The sequence below is a fragment of the Enterobacter sp. 186315 genome, assembly GCF_053290175.1.
Genome location: NZ_JBPTTK010000003.1, coordinates 178,095 through 192,953 on the forward strand (window position 1 = coordinate 178,095; position 14,859 = coordinate 192,953).

Annotated in this window: 11 protein-coding genes, 1 tRNA gene, 1 other RNA gene and 2 pseudogenes; 7 read left to right on the plus strand and 8 right to left on the minus strand. The window is 57.4% G+C overall.

Annotation, left to right across the window (positions count from 1 at the left end):
- Positions 1–29 precede the first annotated feature (29 nt).
- Entirely contained in the window at positions 30–1,043 is a 1,014-nt protein-coding gene (gene rssB, locus ACSVHP_RS04995; protein WP_447551160.1) for a two-component system response regulator RssB, read from the minus strand.
- Between the two features lie 93 nt (positions 1,044–1,136).
- The gene (rssA, locus tag ACSVHP_RS05000; RefSeq protein ID WP_417316251.1) at positions 1,137–2,039 is read right to left on the minus strand and encodes a patatin-like phospholipase RssA; all 903 of its coding nucleotides are present in this window, start codon (positions 2,037–2,039) and stop codon (positions 1,137–1,139) included.
- A 115-nt stretch (positions 2,040–2,154) separates the two neighbouring features.
- Between rssA and ACSVHP_RS05005 the strand changes: the two genes are divergently transcribed.
- From ACSVHP_RS05005 to ACSVHP_RS05020, 4 genes are all read left to right on the plus strand, one after another.
- Positions 2,155–2,613, plus strand: a complete 459-nt coding sequence (locus ACSVHP_RS05005) for a YchJ family protein (protein ID WP_447551161.1) — start codon at positions 2,155–2,157, stop codon at positions 2,611–2,613.
- Between the two features lie 48 nt (positions 2,614–2,661).
- Complete coding sequence (purU, locus tag ACSVHP_RS05010; protein WP_234672035.1) at positions 2,662–3,504, plus strand: formyltetrahydrofolate deformylase; 843 nt, start codon at positions 2,662–2,664, stop codon at positions 3,502–3,504.
- 156 nt (positions 3,505–3,660) lie between these two features.
- Positions 3,661–3,745: transfer RNA gene (locus tag ACSVHP_RS05015), tRNA-Tyr, on the plus strand.
- 43 nt (positions 3,746–3,788) lie between these two features.
- A non-coding RNA gene (locus ACSVHP_RS05020) (RtT sRNA) lies at positions 3,789–3,919 on the plus strand.
- Positions 3,920–4,047: 128 nt separating this feature from the next.
- On the opposite strand, the gene ACSVHP_RS05025 is transcribed toward ACSVHP_RS05020, so the two are convergent.
- Positions 4,048–4,491: an Lrp/AsnC family transcriptional regulator gene (locus tag ACSVHP_RS05025; protein ID WP_417316261.1), complete on the minus strand. Its 444-nt coding sequence runs from the start codon at positions 4,489–4,491 to the stop codon at positions 4,048–4,050.
- A 107-nt stretch (positions 4,492–4,598) separates the two neighbouring features.
- Between ACSVHP_RS05025 and ACSVHP_RS05030 the strand changes: the two genes are divergently transcribed.
- Positions 4,599–5,495 (plus strand): DMT family transporter, encoded by an 897-nt coding sequence (locus ACSVHP_RS05030; protein ID WP_447551162.1) that lies wholly within the window; start codon positions 4,599–4,601, stop codon positions 5,493–5,495.
- Here ACSVHP_RS05030 and narI read toward each other — a convergent pair.
- The 4 genes and pseudogenes from narI to ACSVHP_RS05050 all read right to left on the minus strand — a co-directional run.
- On the minus strand, positions 5,492–6,169 hold the full coding sequence (narI, locus tag ACSVHP_RS05035) for a respiratory nitrate reductase subunit gamma (RefSeq protein ID WP_234674508.1): 678 nt from the start codon (positions 6,167–6,169) through the stop codon (positions 5,492–5,494). The genes ACSVHP_RS05030 and narI overlap by 4 nt on opposite strands.
- Positions 6,169–6,879: a nitrate reductase molybdenum cofactor assembly chaperone gene (narJ, locus tag ACSVHP_RS05040; protein WP_447551163.1), complete on the minus strand. Its 711-nt coding sequence runs from the start codon at positions 6,877–6,879 to the stop codon at positions 6,169–6,171. The genes narI and narJ overlap by 1 nt, the downstream gene beginning before the upstream one ends.
- On the minus strand, positions 6,876–8,414 hold the full coding sequence (gene narH, locus ACSVHP_RS05045) for a nitrate reductase subunit beta (protein WP_234674510.1): 1,539 nt from the start codon (positions 8,412–8,414) through the stop codon (positions 6,876–6,878). The genes narJ and narH overlap by 4 nt, the downstream gene beginning before the upstream one ends.
- Positions 8,411–11,881 (minus strand): annotated as a pseudogene (locus ACSVHP_RS05050) (nitrate reductase subunit alpha); the annotation flags it as partial. The gene narH and the pseudogene ACSVHP_RS05050, both read right to left, overlap by 4 nt.
- Here ACSVHP_RS05050 and ACSVHP_RS05055 point away from each other — a divergent pair.
- A pseudogene (locus ACSVHP_RS05055) lies at positions 11,862–12,716 on the plus strand (histidine kinase); the annotation flags it as partial. The pseudogenes ACSVHP_RS05050 and ACSVHP_RS05055 overlap by 20 nt on opposite strands.
- Positions 12,709–13,359, plus strand: a complete 651-nt coding sequence (gene narL / locus ACSVHP_RS05060; RefSeq protein WP_028018756.1) for a two-component system response regulator NarL — start codon at positions 12,709–12,711, stop codon at positions 13,357–13,359. The pseudogene ACSVHP_RS05055 and the gene narL, both read left to right, overlap by 8 nt.
- 2 nt (positions 13,360–13,361) lie before the next feature.
- Here narL and ACSVHP_RS05065 read toward each other — a convergent pair whose 3' ends face one another.
- Positions 13,362–14,720, minus strand: coding sequence for a YchO/YchP family invasin (locus ACSVHP_RS05065; protein WP_447551164.1), 1,359 nt, complete (start codon positions 14,718–14,720; stop codon positions 13,362–13,364).
- Positions 14,721–14,859: the final 139 nt, after the last annotated feature.

Consider the following 14,859-nt stretch of genomic DNA (forward strand, 5'->3'; position numbering starts at 1 on the left):
AAGCAATCTGACGAATAAAATTCAACTGCTTATTCCGTGGACAACATTAAACGTAAGCGGCCCCCTGCCCCCCAAATTTGGCACTGCCAGGAGGCGCAACGGTGGCTAATTTGATTTAGATAAGCCGTTCCTAATGTCCCAAGCGGAACACCGTTACTGACCTGTATTTGATGCTCCCCCGTATTAAGCGATGCGTTAAGCCCGGCAGATACGAGGATAAGATTTTGCAGCCCGCTGTGGTAATAACCCACCAGCAGTGGAAACTGGCCGGGTAAATTTGCCTGGCGGAAAAGATGATTAACCTGTTTGAGCAAACTTCCCAATTCGGGAAGCCGTTGCCCCTGATGTGACAACTGCTCCTGTAATAATCCGTTAAATAGCGCCCGAAGTAATAACGCGGCTAAAACACCGTTATCCCCCGCACGCGTCACGTCCAGACAATAAAACGCCAGGTCTGAATCGGATAATGGCGCAATATCGAGCACCAGTCCGGGCTGGTCAGCGGCAACCAGCTGGCGATAATTTACGCGACAATGGGAAATTGACTGCTGAACAGGCGGCTGAAGCTCCTGTAATAATTTCGAGGCGGCAAGCGGATTACTGACTAACGCATCCCAGTCCTGAAAAAGACGTTCTTCTTCCTCGACGCGGGAATTAAACATATTGGGATAGAGACAGGCCAATACGGTTTCACGCAGACGATTCAGATCTTTGAGCGGTTTTAACAGAATATCCTGGACGCCCAGCCGTAATGCTTTTGCAATATCGGCCATATTTTCCGTCGCGGAAATGACCAGAATCGGCATCTGATCGCCCTCATTGCGCAAATGCTCCACCAGCTTAAGACCGTCCATGCGCGGCATGTCGATATCACAAATCATCAGATCCGGGGTGATATTGAGCATTTTTTCCAGCGCATCGACGCCGTCTTCGGCCAGCGACGTATTTGCGCCTAATGAGGTTAACCACGAATCCAGCAGCGATCGGAAAACCGGCTCGTCTTCAACTATCAAAATATGTTTTCCGGCCAATGGCTGCGTCATGGTTCCTCCCCTGGCTGACAGTTATTCAATAGTGGCATGGGATCGGCACTATCGCCTGTCAGATTTTGCTGAAGTAATCAAAAAAAAGCGTACTCAGGCTGATGTCCGCACAAACGGCATCAGCTCATCCATTTTTTTCTCTACGGCTAACGAACCTGCGGCAATCGCGGCTTCGGCGCGATGAAAATCCAGAGTCGCAATTTGTGGACAATACGGTTGAATCAGAATGTCAGGCGGGTCGCCGGCCATTCGATTGCGCTTTAGGCGGTTTTCGAGCACCTGAATGGAGGTCGTCATGATCTCCATTGCCGTTGGGGCCGTGACGGAACGACGAGCCGCCATGCGCCCTATCCGTCCGCGCAGTCTTTCGTGCCAGGCGAGTTTTTCACCTTCGGGATCGTCATTTTGCATATTGACGGGAAGAAGCTCCTGCTGCATAAGATGCGCGTCGTGCTGAAGATCGACCGCAATAACGATATCGGCACCCATCGCTCGGGTGAGTGAAATAGGGATAGGGTTAACCACGCCGCCGTCGACCAGCCAATAGCCGTTGTGCGGCACCGGCGCCATCAATCCCGGCATACTACAGGATGCACGCACGGCAAGGTGGATGTCGCCTTCGGTAAACCACAGCTCGCGCCCGGTACTAAGGTTGGTTGCGACGGCACCGAAAGGCATTTGGCAGTCTTTGAAATCGGCGAAAGGCATAACCTGGCGAAAATGGTTGAACACCCGTTCGCCGCGCAGCAGCCCGCCACGCTGCCAGGAGAGATCCATCAGGCGCAGCACGTCCCAGTAGCTAAAGGAGCGCACCCAGGTTTCAAGCTCAGGGAGTTTTCCGCACGCGTATGCAGACCCGACCAGCGAACCGATAGAACAACCAGCGACGATATCGACATCAATCCCCATCTGCTTAAGCGCATTGATTACGCCGATATGTGACCAGCCCCTGGCTGCACCTGAGCCCAGCGCCAGTCCAATTTTTACCTTTCTCATTAGCCCTGTTTTACTTCCCCTGGATTCCCGACATAGCGTCAACGCAACTGCTCAGTTAACATGGTGCTACCTTAAGCGTTTTTACGCCGTTAATTTTTTGTCCAGGAAGAGAATCGTGTCTCAACTCTGCCCCTGTGGTAGCGCTCTGGAGTATAGCCTATGTTGCCAGCGATATCTTACTGGCGAGCAGGTTGCACCAGACCCGTCACACCTTATGCGTTCGCGATATACTGCTTTTGTGATCAAGGACGCAGACTATCTGATTAAGACCTGGCATCCGTCTTGCCATGCCGCCGATTTTCGTCAGGACATCGAGTCCGGCTTTGCCAATACCCACTGGCTTGGCCTGACCGTGTATGACGCCGCACCAGGCAGCGATGCAAACGAAGGTTACGTCAGCTTCGCTGCCCGCTTTAAAGAGGGCGCTAAATCGGCGGCCATTATTGAACGTTCCCGTTTTTTACGGGAAAACGGGCAATGGTATTATATTGACGGCACGCGTCCGCAATTTGGCCGTAACGACCCCTGCCCGTGTGGTTCAGGTAAAAAATTTAAAAAGTGCTGCGGGCAGTAATGCCTGACAGCCCAGCTTTCGCAAATACAAAAACAGGATTTCCCGGCGATGCAATCATTACAACGTAAAGTTCTGCGCACCATTTGTCCCGACCAGAAAGGGCTTATCGCACGAATTACCAACATTTGTTACAAGCATGAACTGAATATCGTGCAGAACAATGAGTTCGTTGACCACCGTACCGGTCGCTTCTTCATGCGCACCGAGCTGGAAGGGATTTTCAACGACACCACCCTGCTTGCCGATCTGGACAGCGCCCTGCCGGAAGGTTCCGTTCGCGAGCTGACCCCTGCTGGTCGCCGTCGCGTGGTGATTCTGGTTACCAAAGAGGCCCACTGCCTGGGCGATCTGCTGATGAAAGCCAACTACGGTGGTCTGGATGTGGACATCGCAGCGGTCATTGGTAACCACGACACGCTGCGCTCGCTGGTCGAGCGCTTTGATATTCCATTTGAGCTGGTGAGCCACGAAGGCCATACCCGCGAAGAGCATGACGATCTGATGGCGCAGGCCATTGAAGCGCACAACCCGGATTACGTGGTGCTGGCGAAGTATATGCGCGTACTGACGCCGTCATTCGTGTCGCGCTTCCCGAACAAGATCATCAACATCCACCACTCGTTCCTGCCGGCCTTTATCGGCGCGCGCCCTTATCATCAGGCGTACGAGCGCGGCGTGAAGATTATCGGTGCTACCGCGCATTACGTTAACGACAACCTGGACGAAGGCCCAATCATTATGCAGGACGTGATCCACGTGGATCATACCTACACCGCAGAAGATATGATGCGCGCCGGGCGTGACGTCGAGAAGAACGTATTAAGCCGCGCGCTGTATCAGGTGCTGGCGCAGCGCGTGTTTGTTTACGGTAACAGAACGATTATTCTTTAATCCTTCGTAAAATGAATTGATTAGCTTTGCACCTTTACGGATAAAAAGCAGGCAAACAGCCGCGTTTACCGAAAGGAATGCTTTACAGGGGCGCATCATTTGATATGATGCGCCCCGCTTCCAACAGGAAGCAGGCCAGTAAAAGCATTACCCCGTGGTGGGGTTCCCGAGCGGCCAAAGGGAGCAGACTGTAAATCTGCCGTCATCGACTTCGAAGGTTCGAATCCTTCCCCCACCACCATCACTTCCTGATTCTTTCAAACTCATACTCCGCTCAGTGCGCCATATTATTCCGTGCGGGAAGGATGAGAAGCTTCGACTAAGGTTCGATTCGAGCGCAGCGAGAAAGCGTTGCCGCAGGCAACGACCCGAAGGGCGAGGCGCAACGCGCCGGGTAATCCTTCCCCCACCACCATCACTTTCATATCGTTCAAAAAACCTAACAACATTCCCATCCGGCTTTCGCGCACCTGTTTTCCCCGGTGGCGCTACGCTTACCGGGGCTACAAAACCATAATGCAGCCGCCACCCGGCAAAAAGCGGCTACATCGGCGGCAACCTGCGCTGAACCGGTGAACTCTTCACTATCGAGGTATTACACTGGGCGTGCTCCGCCAGGCCATCCAGCAGCTCATCAAGCTGCGCTATTGAGCGCACCACCAGCCGGATCACAAAACAATCCTCTCCGGTGACCTTATCGCTCTCAATACACTCGGGCATCGCCTGAATATACTTATCCACCTTATGCAACAGGCCCGGTAGCGGCCGCACCCGCACTAACGCCTGCAAGGTATAACCCAGCGCCGCTAAGTTCACCCGTGCGCCGTACCCCTGGATCACTCCGCGCTCTTCGAGCCGCTTTAAGCGCTCTGCCGTGCTGGGTGACGTCAGCCCTACCTGCCCGCTTAACGCTTTAAGCGACACCCGCGCATCCTCAACCAGACAGGCCAAAATACGTCGGTCGATATCATCGAGAAGGTATTCCATCGCTTTCACCTGATTTAAAAAAGTCATTTGTTCTTTTCACCTTATATCACCTCTGTAAAAGGCGACAGCCTTTATCGACAATAGAGCCATCAATCTGGAGGTGAACAATGCGTGATTTACAAACAGGCGTCTGGCAAATGAGCCTCGCCATGCTGATCTCAGGCTCCATCGGGGCGTTCGTTTTGCTCTCCGGTCTGCCGGTGACGGAGGTGGTGTTCTGGCGCTGCCTGATCGGTGCGGGTGCGCTCTTTGTGTTTATCCGGCTCGGCAAGCAGCCCTTTAGCCCGTTAACCAAAGCTACGCTGGGGCTGGCGATACTCGGCGGCGTGGCGCTGGTCGTGAACTGGCTGCTGCTGTTTGGTGCCTACGCGCGTATTTCCATTGGCCTGTCGACGGTGGTCTACAACACCCAGCCCTTTATGCTGGTCATGATGGGAATGCTGATGGGCGAACGCGTAAGCCTGGTCAAATGGGGCTGGCTGGTTCTCGCCTTCAGCGGCGTGGTGGTGTTGCTCTCAGGCGAAATGGCGGGCAGTCACCAGCAGGGCTGGCTTGCGGGTATCGGGCTTGCGCTGGGTGCAGCCTTCTTTTATGCCCTTACCGCTATCATCACCCGTAAACTTAAAAGCATCGCACCGCAGCATATCGCGTTTATCCAGGTCTTAACGGGCGTAGTGATGCTGCTGCCGCTGGCGAAGCTGCCCGCGTTCTCCGCCGATTTCCCGTGGGCGATACTGCTGACGCTGGGGATTTTGCACACCGGCATCATGTATCAGCTGTTATACAGCGCCATTCAGAAGCTCCCGACGCCGATTGTAGGCTCCCTCTCCTTTATCTACCCGGTGGTGGCGATCGTGGTGGATAGCCTGGCGTTTGGACACACGCTGACGGCAACGCAGCTGGCGGGCGGCGTGCTGATCCTGTTTGCCGCGGCGGGCAATAATCTGGGCTGGGGCGAAAAAAAACCCCGCGAGTGCGGGGTTAATGTCAAAACGGCCGATTAGCGACGAGCGCGTACAATCTGATATTTGCGCGTCAGGTACTCCACCGGCGCGCTCCAGATATGCACCAGGCGGGAGAACGGGAAGAGCACAAACAGGGTCATCCCCAGCACCAGGTGAACGCGGAAGATAAACGCCACGCCGTCCAGATGCGCAGACGCGCCACCGTGGAAAGTCACTACGGACTGCGCCCAGCCGACCAGCTTCATCATTTCGCTGCCGTCCATGTGCTGTGCAGAGAACGGAATAGTCAGCAGACCCAGCGCACACTGCACCATCAGCAGGGAGAGGATCAGGATATCCGCCCCGGTGGTGGTGGCACGCACGCGCGGGCTGAACAGACGACGTTTCAGCAGCAGCAGACCGCCCACCAGGCACAGCACGCCGCTGGCACCGCCCGCGAACATCGCCATCTTCTGCTTCACTTCGATCGGCAGCCAGGCTTCATACATCCAGTGCGGCGTCAGCATCCCGAGGAAGTGGCCGGCAAAAATACCGAGGATCCCCAGGTGGAACAGGTTAGACGCCAGGTTCATCCCCTTGCGATCCAGCATCTGGCTGGAGCCCGCGCGCCAGGTGTACTGGCCGTAGTCGTAGCGCAGCCAGCTTCCCACCAGGAACACGGTGCCCGCGATGTACGGGTAGATGTCAAAGAAGAACATATTCAGGAAGTGCATTAGTGCCGTCCTCCGTTAGAGATATTCAAATATTGCGGGGCAACAGCTCCGGCAAAACGACGCTGGTGAGCCGAAATTTCCGACTCGCCGCAGTTCCGATCGGCAAAGAACTTCACCTGCTCTTCTTCCCAGACCGCATCGAGCGCCTGCGGGGTATCATCGCGGGCTTCGTCCGCAATTTTCTCTGCCACTTTCACACTGTCGACCGAGGCGTTAGCGAACTTCACCAGCAGGTCGAACAGCATGGCATAGGGGCTTTCACGCTGTTGCAGACGCGCGCCGAGCAGCGCGAGGATCGGGGCGATATCCTGCAACCCGCCGAGCGCCTCTTCTTTTGGCAGCTGCGCCAGATACTCCAGGTACAGCGGCAGATGGTCCGGCAGTTCGCGGCTGTCGAGCTGTAGGCCGTGCTCCTCGTACTGGGCCATCAGATCCACCATCGCCTGACCGCGATCGCGGGATTCACCGTGAACGTGTTCAAACAGCAGCAGCGAGGTCGCGCGTCCACGGTCGAACAGCTGGCTGTATTCAGCCTGCACGTCCAGAAGATCGCGCGCTAAAAGGTCGCGCAGGAAAACGCCCAGCCGATGGGCATCTTCTTTGTCCAGGTTTTCAGATGACGCGAGTGCATCGAAAAATTCCTGCTGATGCTGCGCGAGCGCAGCATCCGGATATTCAAGCAGACGCGAAACAATGACGAGTTCAATCATTGGTGCGGCTCCGTTTTGCTGGTCACATCGAGCGCGTCGATGCGGCGGCTGTTGAACAGGTTGAATTTGGTGTCTGAACCGTGGCAACCGTCGCCAAAGGTAAAGCCACACCCGCTTTTTTCCGGGAAGGCGTCGCGCGCCTGCTCACGGTGGCTGCTCGGCACCACGAAACGATCTTCGTAGTTCGCAATCGCCAGATAGCGGTACATCTCCTGCGCCTGCGCTTCGGTCAGACCGACCTCTTCCAGCGCGCGGGTGTCGATCGTGCCGTCAACCGTTTCAGCGCGTTTGAAGTGACGCATCGCCAGCATACGCTTCAGCGCCAGCAGCACCGGCTGGGTATCGCCTGCGGTCAGCAGGTTTGCCAGGTACTGAACCGGAATGCGCAGGCTTTCCACGTCAGGCAGAATGCCGTTGCTGCCCAGCTCGCCCGCATCGGCGGCGGACTGAATCGGTGACAGCGGCGGCACGTACCAGACCATCGGCAGCGTGCGGTATTCCGGGTGCAGCGGCAGGGCCAGCTTCCAGTCCATCGCCATTTTGTACACCGGGGACTGCTGCGCCGCGTCGATCACGCTCTGCGGCACGCCGTCTTTCAGCGCCTGCTCAATCACTTTCGGATCGTTCGGATCGAGGAACACGTCCAGCTGACGCTGGTACAGATCTTTCTCGTTCTCGGTGCTTGCCGCCGTTTCAATCGCATCCGCGTCATACAGCAGCACGCCGAGGTAGCGAATACGGCCTACGCAGCTTTCGGAGCAGACGGTTGGCATCCCGGCTTCGATACGCGGATAGCAGAAGACGCACTTCTCGGACTTGCCGCTCTTCCAGTTGAAGTAGATTTTTTTGTACGGGCAGCCGGTGATGCACATACGCCAGCCGCGGCATTTGTCCTGGTCGATCAGCACGATGCCGTCTTCTTCACGCTTGTAGATGGCTCCGCTCGGGCAGGTCGCGACGCACGCCGGGTTCAGGCAGTGCTCGCACAGGCGCGGCAGATACATCATGAAGGTGTTTTCGAACTGGCCGTACATCGCCTTCTGCATGTTTTCGAAGTTTCGATCTTTCGACAGTTTTTCGAACTCACCGCCCAGATCGTCTTCCCAGTTCGGCCCTTTGGTGATTTTGTCCATGCGCTGCCCGGTAATGAGCGAGCGTGGACGGGCAATCGGCTGCGCCTTGCTGTCCGCCGGGGCGTTATGCAGCGTCTGATAGTCAAAATCAAACGGCTCGTAGTAGTCGTCGATGCCCGGCAGGTGCGGGTTAGCGAAGATCTTGCCCAGCAGCATCGCGCGGTTACCCATGCGCGGCTGAATTTTGCCGTTGATCTTGCGGATCCAGCCGCCCTTCCACTTCTCCTGGTTTTCCCAGTCGGTCGGGAAGCCGGTACCCGGCTTGGTTTCAACGTTGTTGAACCACGCGTACTCTGCACCTTCGCGGCTGGTCCAGACGTTTTTACAGGTGACCGAGCAGGTATGACAGCCGATGCATTTATCCAGATTCAGCACCATGCCGACTTGTGAACGAATTTTCATTTTACGCTCTCCTGTACCTGGTCATTACCTTCGCCATCTAACCAGTTGATATTCTTCATCTTACGTACCACTACGAACTCATCACGGTTTGACCCTACGGTGCCGTAGTAGTTAAAGCCGTAGGCCAGCTGCGCATAGCCACCGATCATGTGGGTCGGTTTTGGCGTAATGCGGGTCACGGAGTTGTGAATACCGCCGCGCTGCTCGGTGATTTCAGATCCCGGAATGTTCACGATACGTTCCTGGGCGTGATACATCATGGTCATCCCCGCCGGAACGCGCTGGCTCACCACCGCACGGGCGGTCAGGGAACCGTTGCTGTTGAACACTTCGATCCAGTCGTTATCGACGATGCCCAGCTCTTTGGCGTCCGCTTCGCTCATCCACACAATCGGGCCACCGCGTCCTAAGGTCAGCATCAGCAGGTTGTCGCTGTAGGTCGAGTGGATACCCCATTTCTGGTGCGGCGTCAGGAAGTTCAGCGCCTTCTCAGGGTTACCGTTGGACTTCTCGCCCATCACCTCTTTCACCGAACGGGTGTCGATTGGCGGACGGTAAACCAGCAGGCTTTCGCCGAAGTCGCGCATCCACTGGTGATCCTGGTACAGGGACTGACGGCCCGACAGGGTGCGCCACGGGATCAGCTCGTGAACGTTGGTGTAACCGGCGTTGTAGGAGACATGCTCGTCTTCCAGGCCAGACCAGGTCGGGCTGGAGATAATTTTGCGCGGCTGGGCCTGAATATCGCGGAAGCGAATTTTCTCGTCTTCTTTATTCAGCGCCAGATGCGTGTGGTCACGACCGGTAAACTCGCTCAGGGCGGCCCAGGCCTTCACGGCCACCTGACCGTTGGTTTCCGGCGCCAGAGTCAGGATCATCTCTGCGGCATCAATCGCGGTGTTCAGCATTGGCTGGCCTTTGGCCGGGCCGTCCGCTTTGGTGTAATTGAGCTTGCGCAGCAGATCCATTTCGCTCTGGGTGTTCCAGGCGATCCCTTTCCCGCCGTTACCGATTTTCTCCATCAGCGGGCCGATAGAGGTAAAGCGCTCCCAGGTCGCCGGATAATCACGTTCAACCGGAATGATGTGCGGTGCGGTTACGCCCGGGATCAGGTCGCATTCGCCTTTTTTCCAGTCCTTCACGTCCAGCGGCTGCGCCAGTTCGGCAGCGGAGTCGTGCTGGATAGGCAGCGTCACCACGTCGGTCTCTTTGCCGAGGTGCCCCACGCAGACTTCGGAGAATTTCTTCGCGATGCCTTTGTAGATCTCCCAGTCGCTTTTCGATTCCCACGCCGGGTCAACGGCGGCAGACAGCGGATGAATAAACGGATGCATATCCGAGGTATTCATGTCGTCTTTTTCATACCAGGTGGCGGTCGGCAGCACGATATCGGAGTACAGACAGGTGCTGGACAGACGGAAGTCGAGGGTCACGACCAGATCCAGCTTGCCGTCCAGGCCGTTGTCCTGCCATTCCACCTCTTCAGGCTTCACGCCGCCCTGCTTGCCGAGATCTTTCCCCTGAATACCGTGTTCGGTGCCCAGCAGATACTTCAGCATGTACTCGTGGCCTTTACCGGACGATCCGAGCAGGTTAGAGCGCCAGATAAACAGGTTGCGCGGGTGGTTTTTACCGTTTTCAGGCTGTTCAGCCGCAAAGCGGATAGAGCCGTCTTTCAGGGACTTCACGGTGTAATCCACCGGGGTCATGCCGGCTTTTTTCGCCGCGTCTGCGATGCGCAGCGGGTTGGTGCCCAGCTGTGGCGCAGACGGCAGCCAGCCCATACGCTCGGCGCGCACGTTGAAGTCAATCAGATGGCCGCTGTAGCGGGATTTATCCGCCATCGGCGAGAGCAGCTCCTGCGCGGTGACGGTTTCATAACGCCACTGGCTGGAGTGGTTATAGAAGTAGGAGGTGCTGTTCATGTGGCGCGCAGGACGCTGCCAGTCAAGGCCAAACGCCAGCGGCTGCCAGCCGGTCTGCGGACGCAGTTTTTCCTGGCCAACATAGTGTGCCCAGCCGCCGCCGCTCTGGCCGACGCAGCCGCAGAACACCAGCATGTTGATCAGACCACGATAGTTCATATCGAGGTGATACCAGTGGTTCAGACCGGCACCGACGATGATCATCGAACGGCCGTGGGTTTTGTCGGCGTTTTCGGCAAATTCACGCGCGATGCGGATGATTTGCGAACGGGATACGCCTGTGACTTCTTCTGCCCACGCCGGGGTATACGCTTTCACGTCGTCGTAGCTGGTTGCGCAGTTTTCGTCGTTCAGACCGCGTTCCAGGCCGTAGTTCGCCATGGTCAGGTCATAAACGGTGGTCACCAGCGCGGTGGAGCCATCCGCCAGTTGCAGGCGTTTCACCGGCAACTTGTGCAGTAAGACGTTTTCCAGCTCCACTTTTTTGAAGTGCTCGGAGCCTTCGCCGCCAAAGTACGGGAAGCCGACTTCTGCGATCTCGTCCTGGCTGCCCAACATGCTCAGACGCAGTTCGGTCTCTTCACCGGTTGTGCCGTTACGCTGCTCAAGGTTCCATTTGCCCTTCTCGCCCCAGCGGAAACCGATAGAACCGTTAGGAGCCACCAGCTCGCCGTTGCTGTTGCAGGCGACGGTTTTCCACTGCGGGTTGTTTTCCTGGCCCAGTGCATCCACCAGATCCGCCGCGCGCAGCATACGGCCCGCCGCGTAGTAGCCGTCACGCTCTTCCAGCATGACCAGCATCGGCATATCGGTGTAACGACGCACGTAGTCGGTAAAGTACTGGCTCGGTTTGTCGAGGTGGAATTCGCGCAGCATAACGTGGCCCATCGCCAGCGCCATTGCCGCATCGGTACCCTGTTTTGGTGCCAGCCACAGGTCGCAGAGTTTCGCGATTTCCGCGTAGTCAGGGGTGATCGCCACCGTTTTGGTGCCTTTGTAGCGCACTTCGGTAAAGAAGTGGGCGTCCGGCGTACGGGTCTGCGGTACGTTAGAGCCCCAGGCGATGATGTAGCTGGAGTTGTACCAGTCTGCGGATTCAGGGACGTCGGTCTGCTCACCCCAGGTCTGCGGTGACGCAGGCGGCAGGTCGCAGTACCAGTCGTAGAAGCTCAGGCAGGTGCCGCCGATAAGCGACAGATAGCGTGCGCCGGATGCGTAAGAAACCATCGACATCGCCGGGATCGGCGAGAAGCCCGCCACGCGGTCCGGGCCGTAGGTTTTGACGGTATAGACGTTAGAGGCAGCAATCAGCTCGTTCACTTCCTGCCAGGAGGAGCGCACAAAGCCGCCGCGCCCGCGCGCCTGCTTGAAGCTTTTGGCTTTATCCGCGTCTTCAATAATAGAAGCCCAGGCCTCAACCGGATCGCTGTGCTGCACTTTCGCTTCGCGCCACATTTTCATCAGGCGTTTGCGCATCAGCGGGTATTTCAGGCGGTTAGCGCTGTAGAGATACCAGGAGTAGCTCGCACCGCGCGGCCTGCCGCCGCTTGTCGGCAGCGGGACCACGCTCAAATGGCGTCTGACCGACAGCCACACCCAGTACGGCATTCTGCTGGCAACGCTGCCCGCCGGGCGGCATCTGAGCCACGATCAGCAGCAGCTGGTTGATACCCTGGTGGAACAGCTTACCGCCACGCTGGCGCTGGATCGCCATCAGGAAAAACAGCAGCAGCTGATCGTAATGGAAGAGCGCGCCACCATCGCCCGCGAGCTTCACGACTCCATCGCCCAGTCGCTCTCCTGTATGAAGATGCAGGTAAGCTGCCTGCAAATGCAGGGCGACGGGCTGCCCGAGAGCAGCAAGCAGCTTTTGGGCCAGATACGTAACGAGCTGAATACCTCCTGGATACAGCTTCGCGAACTGCTGACCACCTTCCGCTTGCAGCTGACCGAGCCGGGCCTGCGCCCTGCCCTGGAGTCCAGCTGTCAGGAATTTAGCGCCCGTCTGGGGTTCCCGGTGAAGCTGGATTACCAGCTGCCGCCGCGTTTTGTCCCCTCGCATCAGGCCATCCATTTACTGCAAATCGCCCGCGAAGCGCTGAGTAACGTGCTTAAACACGCGGGGGCGACGGCAGTGACCGTCACCGTCAGCTACCACGACAATCAGGTGAAGCTTCGGGTAACGGACAACGGCTGCGGCGTGCCGGAAAATGCCGAGAGAACTAACCACTATGGTTTAATTATCATGCGAGACCGCGCGCAAAGCCTGCGCGGAGATTGCCAGGTTCGCCGGGGAGAGTCTGGTGGCACTGAAGTAGTGGTCACCTTTATTCCCGAAAAGCCCCTCATAACTGCTCAAGGAGAAAACCATGACTAATCAGGAACCGGCATCCATCCTGTTGATTGACGACCATCCGATGCTGCGCACCGGCGTAAAACAGCTGGTCAGTATGGCACCGGATATCACCGTGGTTGGCGAAGCCAGCAACGGCGAACAGGGTATTGAACTTGCCGAAGCGCTCGATCCTGATTTGATCCTGCTCGATCTCAACATGCCCGGCATGAACGGTCTGGAAACCCTCGACAAGCTGCGCGAGAAGTCGCTGTCCGGTCGCGTGGTGGTCTTTAGCGTGTCCAACCATGAAGAGGATGTCGTTACCGCCCTCAAACGCGGCGCGGACGGCTATCTGCTGAAGGATATGGAGCCGGAAGATCTGCTCAAGGCGCTGCAACAGGCCGCCGCGGGTGAGATGGTGCTGAGCGAAGCCTTAACGCCGGTGCTTGCCGCCAGCCTGCGCGCCAACCGCGCCACCTCAGATCGTGACGTGAGCCAGTTAACCCCGCGCGAGCGCGATATTCTCAAGCTGATTGCCCAGGGTCTGCCGAACAAAATGATCGCCCGTCGTCTGGACATCACTGAAAGTACGGTGAAGGTTCACGTTAAGCACATGCTCAAGAAGATGAAGCTGAAATCCCGCGTCGAAGCGGCAGTGTGGGTTCATCAGGAACGTATTTTTTAACCTCACTCATCCGGCAGCAGCTTCCACCGCGGATCGTCGTCAGGTAAGGCGATAAGCGGTTGCACCACCGAGAGCGTGATCTCATTGGAAGAGACGCGCTGCCCGTCCTCGTCTTCGACCACCACCGACAGCTTCCAGCTATTCCTTGCCCCGTCGCCCTCGCTCCAGGCAGGCATAATCACGCTCCAGCCGTCGCTGCTGATACTCTTCGCGGGTGAGGTCAGGCTCAGCGCCTGGGTATCGCCCTGCCAGTGCAGCTGACGAATGCCGTGGGTACTGCGGATTTGCAGCTTAAGCATCACGGTTTCCCCGCCCTTCAGATCCCACGGCGGCGTCGCCAGGAAGGCAGAGAGAGTTTTGCGCTGGCGGAACTCGAACACCGGCAGGCTTTCCCGCTCCGGCGAGTCGTAACGGCTGCCGCGCAACGAGCGCGTAGCGGCCACCTCCGCCGAGGAGAGCTGCTTCGCCAGCGGCACGCCGAAGCGGTAGTTCACCTTCAGCCCGAGATTGTTCTGGCTGACGCCGCTCTCCCCCTGCTTGTGCGCCGCAGAAAGGGTTAACAGGGGGATCGGGGTGTAATTGAGCCCCAGATTCACCGCCATCGGGTTGTGGTATCCGGTGCCGCTGTTAAAGAGATCGACGCTGTCACCGAAATACTGCTCAAAGCTGACGCTGGTATTGAGATGGTGGAACCAGGGCAGCCAGGCTTTCGCCGTGACGTCGTAGCCGCGCGCCATGCGCTGCTCCTGCACGTCCGACTGCGCGCGCCAGCTGGCGAAGGGCTGATAGTAGTTGGCCGACAGGCGCAGGTTTTCGCCCCAGGCTTCCGCCCCCAGCCCGGCGCGCTGAAGATTTTCATCCAGCAGGTTGTCGTAGAAGGTGTTATAGCCGAGCAGCCACTTCCCGGCGACCCAGCGCTGGCCAACGCCCGCGTTGCTTACCAGGCCGTCCGTTTGCTGCGTCAGCCCAAGCTGGCTCCAGCTCAGATAGCGGGTATTGTCCTGCCAGGGGATAAACCAGCTTCCGCTGCTGCCGTTGAATTTGCCCTCCTCGTCCACCAGCAGATTAACGCTGGCGTTGCCCCAGGGCGAAAGCCAGGATTCAATCTGCTGATTCACCTCGCCGCTCACGACATCGCGCACCTGACCAAACGCGAACTGCCGCGCCTGCTCGCCGGTGGTGAGGCCATTATCGACCATGCTGGCTTCGCCAAAGGCTTTCGCCATCTCGGCAATATGCTTTTCTCTTTCGGAAGTCGGTGTTGTAAGGCCCAGATCGGGCAGATCCTGCGCACCCTGAACGGTTCCGCCGCAGCAGAGCAGAAGGAAAAACAGTGAACGAATGCGGGAAGAGACAACCATCAACGTCGTAAAAGGGAGCCTGAAATGAGAAGAATAATCTTAATACCTTAACGCGATTGGCAAAGAATTGCAGCCTGAGGGCAAATTTCAGGAATATCCTGAAAGCGGGGTTGGGTGCGCCGGCCCGCCAGCGCACGGG

Bases quoted from the DNA above. Each gene is read 5' to 3' on its own strand.
- rssB (WP_447551160.1), bottom strand. From the start codon at position 1,043: ATGACGCAGCCATTGGCCGGAAAACATATTTTGATAGTTGAAGACGAG.
- rssA (WP_417316251.1), bottom strand. From the start codon at position 2,039: ATGAGAAAGGTAAAAATTGGACTGGCGCTGGGCTCAGGTGCAGCCAGG.
- purU (WP_234672035.1), top strand. From the start codon at position 2,662: ATGCAATCATTACAACGTAAAGTTCTGCGCACCATTTGTCCCGACCAG.
- ACSVHP_RS05025 (WP_417316261.1), bottom strand. From the start codon at position 4,491: ATGGAATACCTTCTCGATGATATCGACCGACGTATTTTGGCCTGTCTG.
- ACSVHP_RS05030 (WP_447551162.1), top strand. From the start codon at position 4,599: ATGCGTGATTTACAAACAGGCGTCTGGCAAATGAGCCTCGCCATGCTG.
- narI (WP_234674508.1), bottom strand. From the start codon at position 6,169: ATGCACTTCCTGAATATGTTCTTCTTTGACATCTACCCGTACATCGCG.
- narJ (WP_447551163.1), bottom strand. From the start codon at position 6,879: ATGATTGAACTCGTCATTGTTTCGCGTCTGCTTGAATATCCGGATGCT.
- narH (WP_234674510.1), bottom strand. From the start codon at position 8,414: ATGAAAATTCGTTCACAAGTCGGCATGGTGCTGAATCTGGATAAATGC.
- narL (WP_028018756.1), top strand. From the start codon at position 12,709: ATGACTAATCAGGAACCGGCATCCATCCTGTTGATTGACGACCATCCG.
- ACSVHP_RS05065 (WP_447551164.1), bottom strand. From the start codon at position 14,720: ATGGTTGTCTCTTCCCGCATTCGTTCACTGTTTTTCCTTCTGCTCTGC.